The 18,785-nt window shown below is 55.4% G+C and carries 18 protein-coding genes and 1 pseudogene; 8 read left to right on the plus strand and 11 right to left on the minus strand.

Features of this window, described 5'->3' with window-relative positions:
- Positions 1–120: 120 nt before the first annotated feature.
- Together N6V40_RS14685 and N6V40_RS14690 are read left to right on the plus strand one after the other, a co-directional pair.
- Entirely contained in the window at positions 121–1,320 is a 1,200-nt protein-coding gene (locus tag N6V40_RS14685; RefSeq protein ID WP_131089946.1) for an ROK family transcriptional regulator, read from the plus strand.
- Positions 1,321–1,459: 139 nt separating this feature from the next.
- Positions 1,460–2,392 carry a sugar phosphate isomerase/epimerase family protein gene (locus N6V40_RS14690; protein WP_131089947.1) on the plus strand — a complete coding sequence of 311 codons (933 nt, stop codon included), beginning with the start codon at positions 1,460–1,462 and terminating at the stop codon, positions 2,390–2,392.
- Between the two features lie 58 nt (positions 2,393–2,450).
- On the opposite strand, the gene N6V40_RS14695 is transcribed toward N6V40_RS14690, so the two are convergent.
- Both N6V40_RS14695 and dapB read right to left on the minus strand, forming a co-directional pair.
- The gene (locus N6V40_RS14695) at positions 2,451–2,903 is read right to left on the minus strand and encodes a tetratricopeptide repeat protein (RefSeq protein WP_131089948.1); all 453 of its coding nucleotides are present in this window, start codon (positions 2,901–2,903) and stop codon (positions 2,451–2,453) included.
- Entirely contained in the window at positions 2,900–3,658 is a 759-nt protein-coding gene (gene dapB, locus N6V40_RS14700; RefSeq protein WP_131089949.1) for a 4-hydroxy-tetrahydrodipicolinate reductase, read from the minus strand. Before dapB ends, N6V40_RS14695 begins: the two co-directional genes overlap by 4 nt.
- Positions 3,659–3,865: 207 nt before the next feature.
- On the opposite strand from dapB, the gene N6V40_RS14705 reads away from it, so the two are divergent.
- Both N6V40_RS14705 and N6V40_RS14710 read left to right on the plus strand, forming a co-directional pair.
- Entirely contained in the window at positions 3,866–4,264 is a 399-nt protein-coding gene (locus N6V40_RS14705; RefSeq protein WP_131089950.1) for a hypothetical protein, read from the plus strand.
- 93 nt (positions 4,265–4,357) lie between these two features.
- A complete protein-coding gene (locus N6V40_RS14710; protein WP_165477354.1) occupies positions 4,358–5,092 on the plus strand; it encodes an alpha/beta fold hydrolase in 735 nt (244 codons plus the stop codon).
- A 75-nt stretch (positions 5,093–5,167) separates the two neighbouring features.
- Here N6V40_RS14710 and N6V40_RS14715 read toward each other — a convergent pair.
- The 6 genes and pseudogenes from N6V40_RS14715 to N6V40_RS14740 form a co-directional block, all read right to left on the minus strand.
- A pseudogene (locus N6V40_RS14715) lies at positions 5,168–6,536 on the minus strand (M16 family metallopeptidase).
- Between the two features lie 139 nt (positions 6,537–6,675).
- The gene (locus N6V40_RS14720; protein WP_262198096.1) at positions 6,676–7,419 is read right to left on the minus strand and encodes a PucR family transcriptional regulator; all 744 of its coding nucleotides are present in this window, start codon (positions 7,417–7,419) and stop codon (positions 6,676–6,678) included.
- Complete coding sequence (locus N6V40_RS14725) at positions 7,416–8,135, minus strand: PucR family transcriptional regulator ligand-binding domain-containing protein (RefSeq protein ID WP_262198098.1); 720 nt, start codon at positions 8,133–8,135, stop codon at positions 7,416–7,418. The genes N6V40_RS14720 and N6V40_RS14725 overlap by 4 nt, the downstream gene beginning before the upstream one ends.
- 215 nt (positions 8,136–8,350) lie before the next feature.
- Positions 8,351–9,859, minus strand: coding sequence for a peptide MFS transporter (locus N6V40_RS14730; RefSeq protein ID WP_131089953.1), 1,509 nt, complete (start codon positions 9,857–9,859; stop codon positions 8,351–8,353).
- Between the two features lie 460 nt (positions 9,860–10,319).
- Entirely contained in the window at positions 10,320–10,712 is a 393-nt protein-coding gene (locus tag N6V40_RS14735) for a hypothetical protein (RefSeq protein ID WP_262198100.1), read from the minus strand.
- Positions 10,713–10,842: 130 nt separating this feature from the next.
- Entirely contained in the window at positions 10,843–11,334 is a 492-nt protein-coding gene (locus N6V40_RS14740; RefSeq protein WP_131089955.1) for an S-ribosylhomocysteine lyase, read from the minus strand.
- A gap of 125 nt (positions 11,335–11,459) precedes the next feature.
- On the opposite strand from N6V40_RS14740, the gene N6V40_RS14745 reads away from it, so the two are divergent.
- Positions 11,460–12,020, plus strand: a complete 561-nt coding sequence (locus N6V40_RS14745) for a phosphorylase family protein (RefSeq protein WP_262198101.1) — start codon at positions 11,460–11,462, stop codon at positions 12,018–12,020.
- 177 nt (positions 12,021–12,197) lie between these two features.
- On the opposite strand, the gene N6V40_RS14750 is transcribed toward N6V40_RS14745, so the two are convergent.
- The 3 genes from N6V40_RS14750 to N6V40_RS17450 all read right to left on the minus strand — a co-directional run bounded on the left by N6V40_RS14750 (position 12,198) and on the right by N6V40_RS17450 (position 15,617).
- The gene (locus N6V40_RS14750; protein ID WP_262198103.1) at positions 12,198–14,423 is read right to left on the minus strand and encodes a polyribonucleotide nucleotidyltransferase; all 2,226 of its coding nucleotides are present in this window, start codon (positions 14,421–14,423) and stop codon (positions 12,198–12,200) included.
- A gap of 295 nt (positions 14,424–14,718) precedes the next feature.
- Positions 14,719–15,261 (minus strand): MmyB family transcriptional regulator, encoded by a 543-nt coding sequence (locus N6V40_RS17445; protein ID WP_315973706.1) that lies wholly within the window; start codon positions 15,259–15,261, stop codon positions 14,719–14,721.
- Entirely contained in the window at positions 15,213–15,617 is a 405-nt protein-coding gene (locus tag N6V40_RS17450; protein ID WP_315973707.1) for a helix-turn-helix domain-containing protein, read from the minus strand. Before N6V40_RS17450 ends, N6V40_RS17445 begins: the two co-directional genes overlap by 49 nt.
- Before the next feature lie 133 nt (positions 15,618–15,750).
- Here N6V40_RS17450 and N6V40_RS14760 point away from each other — a divergent pair, with 133 nt between their 5' ends.
- From N6V40_RS14760 to N6V40_RS14770, 3 genes are all read left to right on the plus strand, one after another.
- Positions 15,751–17,001, plus strand: a complete 1,251-nt coding sequence (locus N6V40_RS14760) for an MFS transporter (protein WP_262198104.1) — start codon at positions 15,751–15,753, stop codon at positions 16,999–17,001.
- A gap of 244 nt (positions 17,002–17,245) precedes the next feature.
- A complete protein-coding gene (locus N6V40_RS14765; RefSeq protein WP_315973708.1) occupies positions 17,246–18,292 on the plus strand; it encodes an NAD(P)-dependent alcohol dehydrogenase in 1,047 nt (348 codons plus the stop codon).
- Between the two features lie 97 nt (positions 18,293–18,389).
- Entirely contained in the window at positions 18,390–18,692 is a 303-nt protein-coding gene (locus N6V40_RS14770; protein ID WP_131089961.1) for a DUF1883 domain-containing protein, read from the plus strand.
- Positions 18,693–18,785 lie beyond the last annotated feature (93 nt).

Raw genomic sequence — 18,785 nt, forward strand, 5'->3', positions numbered from 1 at the left:
TTGTCTTGGACGCGCCTGCAGCCGGTGGATCACTCGTGGGTTGTAGTTCAGCAAACACTTACGGCGACACTTTTGGATGACTTCGAGGTGTTTCGTCGATTTTCGTGGTCTAATGAGTCGATGAATGACATAAGTAATTTCAGTGGCCTCAGCGGTTCAGGCGCAAGTGAACTTTTTCAGATCCTTCGCGACGGGCGCCCACGCACTCGTACTGAACTCGCAGACATTATGGGGCTGGCTCGTTCAACAGTCACCCTGCGCATCGAAGCCCTCATGGAGCTCGGACTCGTGGGTTACGTGGATGATGCCATTTCCACGGGCGGACGCCCCTCTACGCGCATTGCACTGAAGGCCGGAAGCAAGGTTGTTCTGGGGATTGATATCGGCGCTTCCCACGTCCGGGTGGCATTAACTGATCTACTCGGGCACAGGCTCAAAGAAGATGGTCAAAGCATTGAGGTTTCTAAGGGCCCGGAAATTGTGCTTGAAACCGCGGTAAAGATGGGTAAGAAACTCCTCAAAGACACCAAGCACTCCCCCGACGATCTGCTGTCCGTCGGCGTGGGCGTCCCAGGTCCAGTTGAATATCGCACCGGACGGCCATTCAACCCACCGATCATGCCTGGTTGGAACGGTTTTGACGTACCCGGCTTACTTAAAGATCACTTCCACGTCCCAGTTCTCGTAGACAATGACGTGAACATCATGGCACTGGGCGAACGCAATGCCTCGTGGCCAGATGTAGATAACATGCTCTTCGTCAAGATCGCCACCGGTATTGGCTCCGGAATAATATCCAGCGGCAGACTCCAACGTGGTGCAGACGGTGTTGCTGGCGATATCGGACATATTCGCGTACACAACGGCACCGGCATCCCTTGTCATTGCGGAAATCTAGACTGCCTCGAAGCCGTTGCCTCCGGCCCTGCTGTGGCAAAGAAGTTGCGTGCACTCGGTCATGACGCCAACACCAGCGACGATGTCATTGCACTGGTCAGCTCTGGCAACGCCGAGGCCGTACACGCCGTACGACAAGCTGGACGCGACGTTGGTGAGGTTCTCTCCGCTTGCGTGAGCCTGATCAACCCGTCAGTTATTGTCATCGGTGGCTCGATGACCCTTACCGGAGAACACTTTATTGCTGGCATCCGAGAAGTGGTCTATTCACGCGCAATCCCGGTGGCCACCCAGCATTTGCGTATTGTGCAGTCAGGACCCGGGCTCGATGCCGGAGTGCTCGGTGCCTGCATGCTCGCCATTCACCATGCCATGTCGCCAAAACATATTGATGCGCTCGTCAACGGACTTAAGTCCGACTAGATCAACAACCTTTCGTCGAATTTCGACAACTTTTGCTTGACAGGCGACAGAGATCAAAAATAGTGTTAGCTCCGTCACATGATTTATGCGCTGGTGCTTGTCGCATCTAGCGTTTACGGAACGCTAGAAAGGCGTCACTATGTGCTTCGGATTTAATGCTCCCGCCGCCCTCAAACGCTCACTGGAGCAAAAGGAGGTGGGCCGCCGCGGATTCCTCACTGGAGCCGCTGCTCTAGGCGCCACCATCGGTCTGGCCGGAATGGGGGTAGCCCCAGCAATTGCGGCACCGACCGGGCGCCGCCCAGTACCACCGGGACTGATCAGCATCCAGATGTACACCCTTCGTTCAATCATGAATGGTGAAGGCGTTGACCAGACGCTGGCAGCACTAGCCGACTACGGATACACCAAAATTGAGCTAGCTGGGTTCTATGGACGTACCGCCGAGCAATTGCGCGGCACCCTCGACTCGCTAGGCATCACGCCCTCCTCCAGCCACAGCGGCATGAGCGCTTCGCCAGCCGCACTGGAAACGAAGCTCGCCGATGCACTCACGTTGGGACAGAGCTACATCAACGTCCCATATCTGGTTTCCAGCAATGGAGATGACTGGCGCCGCTGGGCCGACCAAATGAATGAGGAAGCAGCTGCCGCTGCAGCTGTCGGTCTGAAATACGGATATCACAACCACGCCCACGAATTCACCACCGACCTTGGTGGCGGGCTGACCCCATGGGATGTCTTCACTAGCCGTCTGGATCCAAGTCTGGTGCACCTGGAAGTTGATCTGTACTGGGCAGTGACCGGTGGTGTCGGAGTGGGAGCGAAGGATCCTATCCAGTTTGCCATCGACACGATTGCGCAGGCTCCGCAAGAGACGTTGCAGTACCACGTCAAAGACCGCGATCTCTCCGGTGACTTTGCGGACCTAGGCACGGGAGCCATCGACTTCTCGCGTATCTTCTCCGCACACCGGCCGAAGGAATTTGTTGTGGAGAACGACAGCCCTGATGTCACTCCGCTGCAGACTGCGGAGGTTGGTTTCAATTATCTGCGCAAGCTGCGTTTCTAGAAGCTAAACGTTTGGCCAGGCACTTATGTGCCTGGCCAAATTCTTTTCAAACTAAAAGCTACTTGCTAACTTTCTCGGCTTCGCGCCATAGTCCAATCGCGGTGCGCATGGAGGTTCGAGCCCGACCTTTATCGCCACAGGCTTCGTAGGCCAGGGCCAAACGGTACCAAGATTTCCAGGACTCTGGGTTCTCTTCAACGTCACGCTGATGATTGGGGAAATCTTCGTCTGCAGCGGAACGAATAATACGGCCCGACGGCTTTCGGGGCAGGTCCTTAGGCAGTTCGCCCGAGGCGGCCAAGGATTTACCCATCTTCTCGGTACGTAGCCCAAAGAGGATTTCACGAATCAGGATCCAAACGCAGAGCGCAGGAATGACTAAGATCGCCACACCCATGAGCTGAGCAATCAATACGCCTGAGCCCATAAAGCGGAAGGCCTGAGTGAAGGTCATGCCGATGTACAAGGCAAAGAGCAGGAGTATCCCGCCGACCCAAAGCTTGGTTTTCACTGTCCGAGCTCCAAATATCCGTCTAGGCCATAGGTCAGTCCTGGGCGCGACTCTACGGTTCGCAGTCCCAACAAGACCCCTGGCATGAACGAAGCACGGTCAAAGGAATCGTGACGCAAAGTCAGCTGTTCTCCTTGGCCGCCAAGAAGTACTTCCTGATGTGCCACCAGCCCACGCAGTCGAACCGAATGTACATGGATGCCGTCCACTACCGAGCCGCGAGCGCCATCAAGCTGAGTTTCGGTGGCATCGGGGCTGGCTGGAACTCCGGCAGCTTCACGTGACTTCGCCACGAGTTCGGCAGTACGCACTGCTGTTCCGCTGGGAGCATCAACCTTGTTCGGGTGATGCAATTCAATAATTTCTACAGATTCAAAGTACTTTGCTGCGGTGGCAGCGAAGGCGCTGGCCAGCACCGATCCCAGAGCGAAGTTTGGTGCGATCAACACACCGGTCTGCGGACTCTTGTCCAGTAGCGCTTCAAGCTCAGCCCGGCGTTCGTCATCCCACCCGGTGGTTCCGACCACTGCGTGCAGGTGATTCGCCACCGCGAAGCGAACGTTGGCTTCGGTAGCATCCGGAACCGACAGATCAACCACGTGGGTTGCTCCCGCCTCAAGAATCTGAGCGAGGTCATCGCCTCGACCTAAACTGGCTACTAATTCCATGTCGGCAGCTTCGTTAACGGCCTTGACCGCTTCGGCTCCCATTCGTCCGGCCGCACCGAGCACGGCTACCTTGATCTGTGCACTCATGAGCTTAAACCTATCGTTTTCGTCGGCTCCCTCTAGCCAACAATGACGTGCCCGCCTCACCATTCCGTAATGCCGGTGATCATTGAACATCCAAATAATTTGAATCGGTGGCTGCTCTACGGCCAGTCCAGCTTGTTTTGCCCCGCAACTCGGGGAAAAATAAGCTTCAGGAACCTCCGAACAGTGAGCAGGGCTATGGGTCAGAAAATGGGACGTTTAAGTCTAGGCATCAGTGTCATACTGGTTGCCACCTTCGCTGTGACATCGTGCGGGTCAGATACCGAACCGATTTCGCTGTCCGATCAAGAACTCGCCGACGTAGTCAACGTAGTTCAAGAGCAGGGAACCGTCATTGATGGCGCATCCTGTCAGGTCGAAATTTTCCGCATTGAAGCTTCCACCACTTATGGCTGGGCCACCTGTGCACCGGCCGAAGAGAGCGATCCTCAAGCAGTCGCCCAGGCAGATGCCTTCCCATTCCGCATCGATGGTGACAAGCTACGTCGCCCCGATGAAGGCGGTAACTATGCGAAGGACGTAGAGAAGCTTTTCCCTGAAGATCTACGTTCGGCCATCACCCAGCACGCCACGGGGGCCACCGGATAGGTTTTGCGGCAGTTGATGAAGTAAACGGTGGGTGAGCAATCCTGCTGTTGTTTAAAGGTTTGTGAGCGCACATCTAGCGCCATGAAAGGCCACGTGCGTCACGAATATTTTGGGCAGTTGCCCTCTACCCTCAATACCCGTCTGTCCGTTCGGGTTGCCGGAACCGGACCGGACGTAGTTCTCATTCATGGGTTGGGAGCTTCCAGCAGATACTTCACTCCCCTAGCAAATATCCTTGCGAGGAAATATCGGGTCATCGTTCCGGAGCTACCGGGTCACGGCAAGAATTTAGATGACGGCCGTCCGGTAACTGTAGCCCGGTTTGCCCACGAAGTTGCCCTGGCCCTTCGTGAGCTGAAAGTTGAAAAGGCAATCGTTCTCGGCCATTCAATGGGCGCCCAAGTCTCCATCGAACTTGCGCGAACCTGGCCTACATTGGTCAAGCACCTGCTTGTCGCAGCCCCCTCGGTTTACGACCGGGAAGCCACGCTGTTCCGGCAAGCACGCCGACTGATCCAAGACTTTCCTCACGAGCTGAACTCGGTCAAAGCCATCTTGCTAGTTGACTATCTTCGCTGTGGCATTCCGTGGTGGGCCAAGAGTTGCGAGCAGATGTTGGGTTACTCCACCATTAATCTGCTCAAGACCGTCACCTGTCCGATCGATGTTCTCTGCGGTACTCGAGATCCATTATCTCCGCCAGAATTTGGTGTACGTCTGATCGCCGGAATTGAACGCGCCAAGCTGACCATCATGAAACAAGGCGCCCACGGTTTCAATTTTTCTCATGCGCCCGAGATAGCCAGGATTATTGACGCTGCCAATTAGCTAGCTAACGGCCTGAAGCAAGAAAAACCGCGGTATCCCTGCTCTTAGCTGGGATACCGCGGTTTTTCATAGGACCTATAGACCCAGAGCGGCCTCGTCTTCGAACGGACCGACAACGGTGATGACTCGGTCCTTGGCGGCCAGTTCCTGAGCGAGCTCTTGAACTTGCTTGGCGGACACCGCGTTCACCTTGTCCAAGGCTTCATCGATGTCTTGGAATTCGCCGGTAACCATCTCTGCGCGTGCAAGACGCGACATACGGCTTCCCGGATCCTCCAGAGCCAGTACAGTGCCGCCAGCAAGCTGACCCTTAGCTTGGGTTAGCTCGGCTTCAGTGATTCCCTCGCTGGCCAACCGATCCAATTCAGCACCGAGCAACGTGATGACTTCGCCAGCCTTAGCCGGTGCGCATCCGGCATACATGCCGAAGTAACCTGCATCTGTGTAAGCGGCCGAGAAGGAATAGGTTGAGTACACCAGTCCACGCTTTTCGCGGATTTCCTGGAACAAACGTGAGCTCATTCCCCCGCCCAGCACGGCGTTGAGGACGGCCAAAACCTGACGGCGCTCGTCATGCCCGGTGATGCCAGCGCAGCCCATGATGATATTGGCCTGTTCCACTGGACGGTTGACGACTTCAATGCCAGCCCTTGAGGTGATCTGCGCCGGTTGCGCCGCACGTCGCGGTTCAGGCACGGCCAGCGGATCTAGATCCCAGCCAGCTTCACCCAGGGCTTCAAGCACCATGGTGCACAACGTGTCATGCTCTAGCGAGCCAGCGGCGGTAATGATCAGTTCGCTCGAACGATAATGGGCGCGGTAGTGCTCCATCACTGCTTCACGGCTGATGTTGTTGATTTCTTCTGGGGTGCCACCAATCGGGCGACCCAGTGGGTGCTCCCCAAGACTCGGGCAACAAAACGTTCGTGGGCTACGTCTGTCGCATCATCAGCGTCCATCGCCAATTCCTCGATGATGACGCCGCGTTCCTGCTCCAGCTCTTGTGGGTCAATGACTGCCGAGGTGACCATGTCTGCGATGACATCTAGTGCCATCGGCAGATCGGTATCGAGTACCCGTGCGTAGTAGCAGGTCGATTCCTTGGCGGTTGCGGCATTTGATTCGCCGCCCACAGCATCAAATGACTGCGCGATCTCCAGAGCGGAACGCTTTTTGTTCCCTTGAACAACAGGTGCTCTAGGAAGTGGGTTGACCCGTAGTGGCCAGCCTCTTCATCGCGTGAGCCCACTGGAACCCAGAAGCCTACGGTAGTTGAGCGTTGTCCGGGCATGGCTTCAGTAAGTACGCGAACGCCGCCAGGCAAGATACTGCGCCGGACTTCAGAGCCGCCCTCTCCGCGGTGGACCAAGGTAGGGTCCGCCGGGTCTGTCGGAGAGAACTGATTTGTCTCCACCGAATGCAACGGCAATGGAATCATGGCCACGAATATACGTCCTTAAATCTTCAGAAATAAGCCTGTTCAGGGCTTGGAACTTTGCTCTCATTCTCCCACAGAACGGTGGGGCGCAAGCAACCGCCAAGCAGTGCACTTGCCGGTGAAACGTCAGCTATCGGCACGAATTTCAGCTACGCTTCAGCGCGATTCTTGCGATCCATAACTCGGCCAGATCTTTACTCGATTTCAGGTTTCTGCCGGTCAGCTGTTCGATTCGCCCGATTCGGTAGCTCAAGGTCTGGCGGTGGATCCCCAACTTCGCTGAGGTTTCAATCCAGTTTCGGTTTTCATCGAGGTAAGCGCAGAGCGTATCGATCAGGCTCTGTTCAGAGGAACCGGCCTGACGTAGCGGCCCCAAGACGCGTTCCACAATTTCTTTGGCTTGGCTTTCGGACTTCGGAGCTAAGGAAAAACTGACTTCGTCATAACGCACAATTCCGGTTTTCGGGCCGTCCGACGATTCGTAGGCTACCTGTGCTCGAAGTAGCCCATCTTTGACCCCACCAAGGTTGGTGATGGTCGGCGAGATGCCAATTCCAATGCCATGGTATTCGCTCAAACTTTGAAGCACCGGCAAGTCCGCAGAGCGTACGAGTGACGCGTAGTAACCATTTTGTATATGACTGGCGTGGGCGATACCGGCCAAGCTCAAGGATGAAAAGACCAGCTCTTCATTGTTCGTGGAGGTAATGGCCACCATGAGGTCTTGAACTGGTTGTCCAAGTTGGGTGGCATCGCGTACCAAACGGTCTTGCGGAGTACTGCTCTCCAGCGAGTCAGGGAGCAAGTGTCGGCGCTGATGCGCCAATCCAAGGGCGGTATGAGTCCGGCGATTAACTTCCCCGGCGATGACCTGACTTAGATGGGTCATGGTGAAAGAATCCAGCATAGAGCCAGGGCTTTCTTCCACAAGTAACACCGTGGAGCGTTGCGTCGGAAGGCTCCACACCGAAAGTTCTCCCCGCGCAATGAACCCATGCGGTTGATCATCCCTTGCCCATAAGGCAAGACCTCAGATGCCAACTTCTTGATCTCTGAACTATCTACGGTGAGCGATCCAGGAAGTACATCAACACCGGTAGCTACATCCACTGCCGTCATGGCAACCTTGAAGACACTCTCCAGTTGTTGCGCAAAGCCAGAAGGGTGTTCGTACTCGCCCAGGGCTGCCCGATACAAATGGTTCAGCGTCATCAGCTGCTGCGCTTGGTTACTCTTGTTGGCTGCCGCGACCATGCGCACGATGCTGGCAAACGGAACTGCACGTTTCATCAACATCACCGGAAGCCCGAGATGGTTCGCCGTCTCTAGTGCTTCGGGATGCAGCTGTGGTGCTAGGTCGTTATCCTCGACCACCACTCCGCAAAGGCCAGCGCGTTCCAGACGGCGGATGAACTCAACTTGTTCCTGCGCATCATTGGGTACACAGTGACCGATGGTCATCAACAGTTCGTTCTGTCCCAGCCAACGGTAGGGGTCTGGCAATTCGCAGCTATGGGCCCAGAGGATTTCTCGATTGATCCCCTCGGATCCTGCGATCAGCCGGCATCCGGTGGCTTCCATAGCGAGTAGGTCAGAAATGATCATCTGAGCCTGCCGCCTCTGCCGGGGCGCAGAGCTGCGCAATCTTTCTCAACTGAAGCCATGCCTTCAACCGTACCTTTGCCCCTCAGCAAAAGTAGACAAAATTCCTGTGCAGTTCTTCACCCGAACTATCTGCGGATACAACAAAGCCCGTCGGATCAATTAATCCAACGGGCTTTGTGGTGGTTCTAGCCTGTGGAGGTTTTAGACTGTGATGCTTAGAGCCCGGCGTACAGGTTTTCCTGTAGCTTCCGGCGGAAGATCCACAGTACGATACCGACAATCACGCCGGCACCAATGATGCAGATGAAGTACGAGTAATCGCTGATGACGGTGTAGAGCTGGCCGAAGAGTCCGGAGAAAGCCGAGCCTAGGGACAGGGTCAAGAAGTTCAATCCGACCATTTGTGAACGGAAGCGCTCAGGACCGATACGGGTAGCCAGTGAAAGGCTTATCGGTCCAACGAAGACTTCCGAAGCACCGGCAGCCATCATGACAAGCACGATGAGCAACAGCGGGATCAATGCGCCTTCATACATCTTGAGCACAAGGAGCATGATGATGTACGCGCAACCCATGTGGAACATGCCAACCGCAAACTTGGACGGTGCACCCGGACCGCTGTTTCCCGATTTGTCCCAGAAGTAGGTGACAAATGGGGTAATCAGCACTGCAGCGAACTGCGCAAGCATGGTGATCCAAGCAACCGGAACGCTCCACCCGGCAATGACGAGGTCAACGCGTTCGGAAATCAGGATTGCAATGGTGGTTGATTGCTGGAACAGCAGGCCAAAGAAGAGGCCACCAGCCAGGAACAACGGAAGGTAGGCGCTCACACGACGCTTCTCGTCCTTGGTGACTTCCTTGCTGCCAAGCATCATGATGAAGTACCACGCGGCGCTAGCCAGAATCAGCACAGTGGTGATGGCAGACAGCGATGAGGCAGGGAGCAATCCCGAAGACAAGATGACGATAATGGCCAACAAGACCACCACGGCAATGATGCTCAGACGCACCAGCTTGGACTTTTCGATGGGGCGTTCAACAACACCAGACTTCGCTGGAAGCTTGGCCATGGACGCCATATATACGCCCAACGAAACCAACATACCGATTGCTGCCAAGCCGAAGCCTACGTGGAATCCCCACTCGTTCTGGGCGAAGCCCGAAGCCAGTGGTCCGGTGACGGCACCCATGTTGATGGCCAGGTAGAAGTAGGCAAATCCTACGTCTCGACGACCTTCATCTTGGCCTTCAACGGCGAGTCCAACGATGTTAGTGATGTTGGTTTTCAGTGCGCCGGTACCCAAGATGATCAAGCCCAGGCCAATAGCCAAGCCGGTCATTCCTGAGATGAAGGCCAATGCGACGTGACCGGCGGCGATGATGATGCCACCGATGAATACCATCCACTTTGGGCTGATGACTCGTTCGCCCATCCACGAACCGAGCAGCTGAGCCAAGTAGACCGAACCACCGTAGGCGCCAACGATGCCCGATGCGGACGCCGCGTCAATTCCTAGGCCGCCTTCGGAGGCGGTGTACAGAAGGTAGAAGGTCAGGATGCCGTTGAGACCGTAGAACGAAAAACGTTCCCAGAATTCGGTAAAGGCTAGCGTGCCTACGCCGCGTGGTACGCGTGGCTTATCGCTACTATCTGCCGTCGCCGAGGCGGCCTCGGCTTGTTCTAATCTCGGATCTTGCTCGTCGAGTTCAGTGTTTGGCATTGTGGTCGGTCTCCGCTTTCCAAAAATGTGAAGATCAGCCTTGGCCCATAGGCACCGCGAAAAGCTCGCAGAAGCGTACTGCTCTACGAACGCGACATTGCGACTTTCCGTGTTTCTCAAAGCTCATTTGTTACCCGACTCACTCTAGAGTCTTGAAGGTGCCCCAACCCTCATACAGATCAACAAAAGCTTGGGCAACAACTATCCAATGAAACAAGAGGTGCGTCACAAGCATTTTGGTGAGTGCCGAAAATTCGGTCTTTTTCAGGGTTCGCTCAGAGATGCGAGGGCGAGCGAAAACCGAGTCACTAAGTGCCACGGTTCACATTAAATTTTGGCCAGAAGGGCCAAGATCCCCGAGATAACTTCAGATTTGCTCAAAACAGGAACAGGCCATGCCGGGCCGCCCCTGTTCTCTACAGGTTCAACCCGCGCGCGGCTTGGCGCAAAACTAGTTTGTTTAGGACTCGTCGAGGTATCCACGCTTTGCAGCGTCATCACATACTGGCGTCTTGTGTTCCGGGTCAATCGAAGAACAAGCTAGGTAGGCAGAGTTCGCCGCTTCTTCAACACTCAACTCTTCGTAACCCACGGAGCCCGGATTGTACGAAACTGCGGTGCTCCATTCGTCCAAGTCCTTGCATGCGTCTAAGCCCTTGGCTTCAGCCTCTTTGATCTTGGTTTCGGAGGCATCTTTATCTGACCAAGTCTTGTTCTGTGCCGAGATGGCATCTTGGCATCCCTGAGAGATGGTGGCCGTTCTGGCCGAATCTAGATCCGCGCATCCGCTGGTTGAGCAAATAATGAAGGCTACTACGGCAGCTGAGGAAAGAACTTTGCGCATATCAACCATGCTACCCAAAGCACCTAGGGTTTGGCTGAGACGGTGCGCCCCATTGATTTATTCGTGGCCTGCAAAACGCAAAAGATCTCGTGCTTCTCCGTAGAAGAAGCACGAGATCCCGAGAAAATTAGCGAGCTATTTATGCAAGCTTGGAACGCTTGAAGGCATCAAGGCTAATTCCTTGTTCCAGAATTACCTTGGCCCATTCGCGTGCCGAGTGCAGCGAGTGGTCGCGGTAGTTACCGCAGCTCTTTGCTTCGGTGCCTGGAACATCGTCCCAGGTGATCTTCTCTGCAATGTCTTCCAACGAGCTTTTGACCGCTGCAGCGACCTCTGCTGGCTCGGGCTCGCCCCACAAGATCATGTGGAAGCCGGTACGGCAGCCGAATGGGGAGAAATCAATAAGGCCATCAATGCGGGTGCGCAGTAGTCCGGCCATGGTGTGCTCAATCGTGTGCAGACCAGCGGTAGGAATCTCACCGTGGTTTGGTTGCACAAAGCGGATGTCGTAATTGGTGATTGCATCGCCCTTAGGCCCGCGCTCAACTCCAATTTTTCGCACGTAGGGCGCTTTGACCTTGGTGTGATCCAAGGCAAAGCTTTCAACTTCAGCAAGTTCAATATCACTCATGAATAAAGTGTATCCGTTGTGCCCACCGAGAATCGATGCCTGTTAATGAGTCGTAACCGGTAGACTTCTTAGGACGTTCGGGTGCAGTAATCTACCCGAGCTGACTTCATTTAGAGGGGAAATTCATGTCGGATCAGAAGTCCTTGCTCGTCTTTGCGCATCAAGACGAAGCAGTAGCCTTTGCAGATGTAGAACACCTGATTTCAGGCGTCGGCAAGGTCAATGCATCGGTTGCTCTGGCAGGCGCCCTTGCTGACGGAAATATCAAGAATGTCATCGTTCTGGGTACCGCTGGTGTTGTGGGACATGCAGGCGAAGACCGTCCAAGCCTTGAGACCATCTACCAGGTCACGAAACTCATCCAGCATGATTTCCCATTGCCTTCGGCGGACGTAGATCCCACCGGCGAGATCCTTCTGCCCGACTTCCAAGCCGTGATGGCTACTGGTGACGTGTTTGTATCAAATGATGAGCAGCGCGTTCACATCAAGGAGCTCGGTGCTTCCTTGGTGGACATGGAAGGCTACGCCTACGCCAGCATCTGCCAGCGCTTTGATATTCCGCTGCAGATCTTCAAAATTCCATCTGACTACGCTGATGACTCGGCATCCATTGATGAGTGGGACGAGATCGCTAAGCAGAAGAGCGTTGCACTACGCGAGTTCTACGACAAGAACTTGGTCTAAGCACTAAGTTCTCTGAACCGCACCGGATCTTTGAACCACATGGTTTTTAGCTCCGGTGCGTTTTGTGTTTTTGCTGAATAGCACAAGCCAAGAAATCCCAGCGGCGCTGCAGTGGGTATAAAAAACCTCGGTCCCCCACCAAGTGGAGAACCGAGGTTTTTTGATGGAGTCTAGAAACTACTCTGCAGCAGCTTCTTCGTCCTCTTCAACAACTGGAGCCAGCGACAACTTGCCACGGTCATCAATCTTGGTGATCTCAACCTGTAGCTTCTGGCCAACGCCGACAACGTCTTCGACGTCCTCAACACGCTTGCCATCGTTGATCTTGCGCAGCTCGGAGATGTGCAGCAGACCGTCCTTGCCAGGAGTCAATGAAACGAACGCACCGAAGGTGGTCAGCTTCACGACGGTACCCAGGTAACGCTCGCCAACCTCAGGAACCTGAGGGTTAGCAATAGCGTTAATGGCCGAGCGGGCAGCTTCAGCGGCTTCGCCACCGGTTGCGCCGATCAGCACGGTGCCATCATCTTCAATCGAGATGTCAGCGCCGGTGTCTTCCTGGATCTGGTTGATCATCTTGCCCTTAGGGCCGATGACTTCACCGATCTTATCCACTGGAATCTTCACGGAGATGATTCGTGGAGCGTTGACGTTCAGCTCATCTGGAGTATCGATGGCCTGGTTCAGCACGTTCAGGATGTGCAGGCGAGCTTCACGAGCCTGGGTCAGCGCAGCGGCCAGAACCGAAGCTGGAATACCATCCAACTTGGTGTCCAACTGGATTGCGGTAACAAACTCAGAAGTACCGGCAACCTTGAAGTCCATGTCACCCATGGCATCTTCGGCACCGAGGATATCGGTCAGGGCAGCGTAACGGGTTTCGCCGTTGACGGTGTCCGAAACCAGACCCATAGCGATACCGGCGACTGGTGCCTTCAGTGGCACACCAGCGTTCAGCAGCGACAGGGTCGAAGCGCAAACCGAGCCCATGGAGGTCGAGCCGTTGGAGCCCAGTGCCTCAGAGACCTGACGGATTGCGTATGGGAATTCCTCACGGCTTGGCAACACTGGAACCAGTGCGCGCTCTGCCAGTGCACCGTGGCCGATTTCGCGGCGCTTTGGTGAACCAACACGGCCGGTTTCACCGGTCGAGTATGGAGGGAAGTTGTAGTTGTGCATGTAACGCTTGGACTTCACTGGGGACAGCGAGTCAATCTGCTGTTCCATCTTCAGCATGTTCAAGGTGGTTACGCCCATGATCTGGGTTTCGCCACGCTCGAAGATTGCCGAACCGTGAACGCGAGGCAGAACCTCAACCTCGGCGGAGAGCTGACGGATGTCAGCCAATCCACGTCCGTCGATACGGATCTGATCGGTCAAGATGCGCTGGCGCACGATGTGCTTGGTGACTGCGCCGAAGGCCTTGGAGATCTCGCCCTCACGGCCAGCGAAGGTGTTGCCTTCACCGGTCAGAGATGCAAGAACTTCGTCCTTGTAAGCGCTAGTAGCGTTGTCGCGCTCCTGCTTGTCAGCGATGGTGTAGATTTCAGCCAAGCGGGTCGAAGCAGCAGCTTCAACAGCAGCGAAAGCATCTTCTTCGTAATCGCGGAAGACTGGGAACTCAACGGTTTCCTTGGCAGCGCGAGCAGCCAGATCAGCCTGAGCGTCGCACAGAACCTTGATGAATGGCTTTGCAGCCTCAAGACCTTCTGCAACAACCTCTTCGGTTGGAGCCTGAGCGCCGCGTTCCTTGATCAGTTCCCAAGAGTTGTCGGTAGCTTCAGCTTCCACCATCATGATGGCAACGTCGTCGCCTGCAACACGGCCGGCAACGACCATGTTGAAGACAGCGTTCTTCAGCTCGGAGTGGCGTGGGAAAGCAACCCACTGTGCGCCGTTTCCGTCGTCAACCAGTGCAACGCGAACGCCACCGATTGGGCCGGAGAATGGCAGACCCGAAAGCTGAGTGGACATCGAGGAAGCGTTGATTGCTACAACGTCGTACAGCTCATCTGGATCGATGGACAGGACGGTAACAACAACCTGAACCTCGTTGCGCAGACCCTTGACGAAAGCTGGGCGCAGTGGGCGGTCCATCAGACGGCAAGCCAAGATGGCTTCGGTCGATGGGCGGCCTTCGCGGCGGAAGAAGCTACCTGGGATACGACCGGCAGCGTACATACGCTCTTCAACGTCCACGGTCAGTGGGAAGAAGTCGAAGCCTTCGCGTGGGTGCTTGCCGGCGGTGGTTGCCGAAAGCAATGCGGTTTCATCATCGATGTAAACCATTGCCGAACCTGCAGCTTGCTTAGCAAGGCGGCCGGTCTCGAAGCGAATGGTGCGGGTGCCGTAGCGACCGTTGTCGATCTGTGCTTCGGCGAATTGGATTTCTGGACCCTCCATTAAGGGGGTTCTCCTTTCGTTCGCTCCCAGCTAGGTGGATAAGCGAACCGTGTGGCCCTACCCAGATCTGGTCTTCGATCGAGACTCGCGCTAGCGTGCGATAAGCACTTGAGCGAAAGCCACTACCGAGGACCGCGAAGCTGGCGGTCGGGACCAACGGTTGGTCAGCCCTGGGAGTTATTTTCATTCGGGGTCTGCATAGAACATGCTGACCCAAGTACTAGCCTACCGGGAATTGGCCAAAGCTGCAGATCTCGACTGGCCAGCCCAAACTGAGAACATCATCATGATCCGCTTAGCTACTGCGCGCAGACTTCTCTTCTGGCGCGCAAGCCCAACTGGAAAGCATCTTTAGACTCTCTTCGCTCACAGATCCTGGCTCAGCAACATAAATGCTCATTTCGTGGGCAGCACGCGGTAGCTGGGCGATGCCGAAGGAACGGTAGGCCAGATCCAAACGACCAACCACAGGATGTTGCAGCCGCTTGATGCCCTCATGGGTGAAGCGGATGTTGTGTGTGGCCCACAGTGTTCTAAAGTCGTCGCTGAGTGTGGATAGCTCGCCAATGAGATCTTGCAACGCCTTATCGTTGGGCTCGCGTCCGGCCTCGGCGCGAAGAAGTGCCGCGGTCGCAGCTGCGCCAGCTTCCCAATCAAGGAAGAACTCCTTGGCTGCTGGGTCCAAGAAATGGAACCTTGCAAAGTTAGCGTGTGCGTTGGCTTTGGTGGTGTCACTGTTAAGCATGGGCGCGTGCAAGGCCCGGCCCAAGCTGTTTGACGCCACAACATCTAATCGCCCGTTTCGGACGAAGGTCGCCGAGAGTGTGGCTGAGTCCATAAACCACTGCACCGAGGGCGAGATCGGATCAACCTTTTTACGCCTCGCGGGTTTACTTGCGCTCCCCGGGCGGTCTGAGCCAGCTCCAGCAAATAAATGCGCTCTTCTTCATTTAGCCGCAGTGCGGTGGCCACGGCGAGCAACACTTCTTCTGAGACGCCTGAAATGTTGCCCTTTTCTAGTCGGGCGTACCATTCGGGACTGACCCCGGCGAGCACTGCAACTTCTTCCCGGCGTAGCCCAGGGACCCGACGCCGCGTCCCCACAGCGAACCCAACTTCTTCGGGACGGATACGGGCGCGACGGCTGGTGAGGAAGTCTTTGATGTTGCTGCGCTGGTTTTTAGGGTCGGTCATATTTTAAAGGTAAGTCAGGATTGAAGTTTTTCGGGGGTACAACCAGTACCCCTATAAACGCAACCTTTCTCGCATAGCTCCAGTCACGGTGTAATGGATATGGAAAGATTCCTTCTTATAGAACAGGACGTTGATGAACGTAGACGATCGCCGCGTAGCGGTGCGATCTGATGCTACGACGAGGGGCAAGGCCAACCGGTCAATCCCGCTGGTCGTATATGTCTTGGCGGTAGGTACCTTTACGATGCTCACCACCGAGTTCATCGTGGCCGGCATCTTGACCCAGCTGGCGGACGAGCTTGAAATTAGCGTGGGACGAGCGGGACTACTGATCACCGTCTTTGCAGCGGGCATGGTCATTGGTGCACCACTGATGGCACTGCTGACCCTGCGACTGCCACAGCGTTTAACCTTGATCTTGTCCTTGGCAGTCTTTGCTGCTGGACATGTGGTTGTCGCTTTGGGATCAGATTTCACGCTGCTGATGGTGGCTCGTTTTGTTACTGCTCTGGCCACCGGAGCTTTCTGGTCCATCGCTGGAGTAGTTGCAGCTAAAAGTGCTGGCCCGGGCATGGCGTCTAGGGCGCTGGGAATTATCAATGCCGGTGGCATGCTGGCTACCGTACTCGGTGTTCCCTTGGGTGCCTTTGCATCCCAGTACTTCGGTTGGCGCGGATCATTCTGGGGCTTGGCTGTCCTGGCGGTCATCTCGGCGGTGCTGATAGCGCGTTTTGTTCCGCACAATATTTCCAAACATTCCCAGGTCTCAATTCCTCGTGAACTGGCGGGTCTGCGTTCACTGCGGTTGTGGCTGACCTTGGCCGCCTGCGCCACAACCACCGGTGGCGTGCTCTCGGCCTATTCCTATATTTCGCCGTTGCTCATCACCGGCACCGGCTTCAGCGAATCGGTCATACCTTTGGTGCTGATCGGTTTTGGTGTGGGATCGCTAATCGGTTCGTTGATTGGTGGCCGCTTAGGGGACGCGCATCCACACTTGATGACAGTCATTGCACCCGCCGTGTCCACACTGATTCTTGTTTCAGTGTCCCTGTTCTCCGGCCTGCAACTGCCCATGATTGTGTTGATCACCCTGCTCGGATTTTTTGGTTTGGGCGCCAACCCGATCCTTGCCTCCTTGGCCATCAAGTATGGGGATCGTTCACCAACGTTGGCATCCTCGCTCACCGTCGCGGGGTTTAACGTGGGAACCACCATCGCTTCGTGGCTCGGTGGCAAAGCCTTGGAAACTGAGCTTGGAACCACCGGTCCGGTAGTTGTTGGAGCGAGCATCGCCATGCTCACACTCATCCCCGTTATCAGCCTGGCCGTCATTGCCCGACGCAACGCTAATAATCAAAAGCTCGTTCCCGCTCACAGCTAGTGCACCGTTCCTGTGCATTGGCTAAAAATAGAACACTAATCTCGGCGAGATGGGATTATTTACGTATCCGGCATCGTTGATGCTTCTGGGTGCACCTTGTGCGCCTGTGAGCAGAGCACGGGAATCATACAAGATTCGATTGCCCTCATGCGTGAAAATCTGGACCCGCCAGTAACTGAATACCACCGTGCGCCGAACCGGTGCACGATGAGAAGTAAACAGATAGACAAAGGAAAAATCTCCTATGACAACTATGGCAAACGCATACGCTGCACCATCGGCCACTGAGGCACTTGTTCCACTTCAGATTGAGCGTCGGGCCGTGGGTCCAAAGGATGTTCTGATTGACATCAAGTTTGCAGGTATCTGCCACTCGGACATCCACACCGTCAAGGGTGATTGGGGACCACAATCCTACCCACTGGCTCCAGGCCACGAAATCGCTGGCCTCGTAGCCGAGGTCGGCTCCGAGGTCACCAAGCACAAGGTCGGCGACCGCGTTGGTGTTGGCTGCATGGTCAACTCCTGTGGCAAGTGCGAATACTGTGTTGCTGGCGAAGAGCAGTTCTGCACCGAGGGCTCGGTTGGCACCTACGGTGCTACCGACCGCGATGGCACCATCACCCAGGGTGGTTACACCACCAACGTGGTTGTCACCGAAGACTTCGTACTGAGCATCCCAGATTCCATCGAGCTTGATGTTGCCGCTCCCCTGCTTTGCGCCGGTATCACTACCTTCTCGCCACTTCACCACTGGGGCGCAGGCCCAGGCAAGAAGGTTGCAGTTGTCGGTTTGGGCGGCTTGGGCCACATGGCAGTAAAGATCGCCAGCGCCATGGGTGCCGACGTGACCGTACTGTCCCAGTCCTTGAAGAAGAAGGAAGATGGACTCAAGTTGGGCGCTAGCGACTACCGCGCCACCAGTGACAAGAGCACCTTCACTGAGCTTGAGAAGACCTTCGATTTGATCATCAACACGGTCAGCGCTTCGATCGACATCAGCTCCTACCTTCAGTTGCTGCGTGTTGACGGAACCATGGTCAACGTTGGTGCACCTGCTGAGCCACTTCCAGTGAACGCTTTCGCTTTGATCGGTGGACGTCGTTCGTTCGCCGGCTCCGCAATTGGCGGCATCAAGGAGACCCAGGAAATGCTGGACTTCTGTGGTGAGCACGGCATTGGTGCAGAGATCGAAGTTATCTCGGCCGATCAGATCAACGAAGCTTACGAGCGCGTCCTCAAGTCGGATGTTCGCTACCGCTTCGTGATTGACACCGCGACCATGGCCTAAAGCCACAAACGCACGCGGCGCCCGAAACATCAACTGATAAGTTGGTGGCTCGGGCGCCGTTTGTTTAACCAGTAATTCTTCTTCGGAAAGTTTCATCGTGACTGAACCAAATTTTGCAGAACACTCGTGGGACTACCTTGAACGCCGCAGTGTTCTGGTTATTACACTGAGCGGGCCAGCAAATGTGCGACTGATGGACCCTGAGAATTTTGCGGCCTATCAAGACGGCGAAAAGTACGACTTTCATGGCGGTCTTGCCCGCCGGGCACCCTTTCGAATTAAGGTTCCACATTCGGGTCCGTGGTATTTGGCCATTGACCTCAACGGTTTACCCGGGCGCGGGGTACGCCATGATGTCACTGTTCAGCCGCCGCAGAAACTCGAAGAGCGCAAAGCCTAAAGCACAGATCTCGGATGCATATTCCGTGAAGATCAGCCTGAAGCCGTTGTGGGATATAGGCATCAGACACGACAACAGCCGGCCCAGCACCCT

This window comes from Glutamicibacter sp. M10, assembly GCF_025452055.1.
In the GTDB taxonomy this organism is placed as follows: domain Bacteria; phylum Actinomycetota; class Actinomycetes; order Actinomycetales; family Micrococcaceae; genus Glutamicibacter.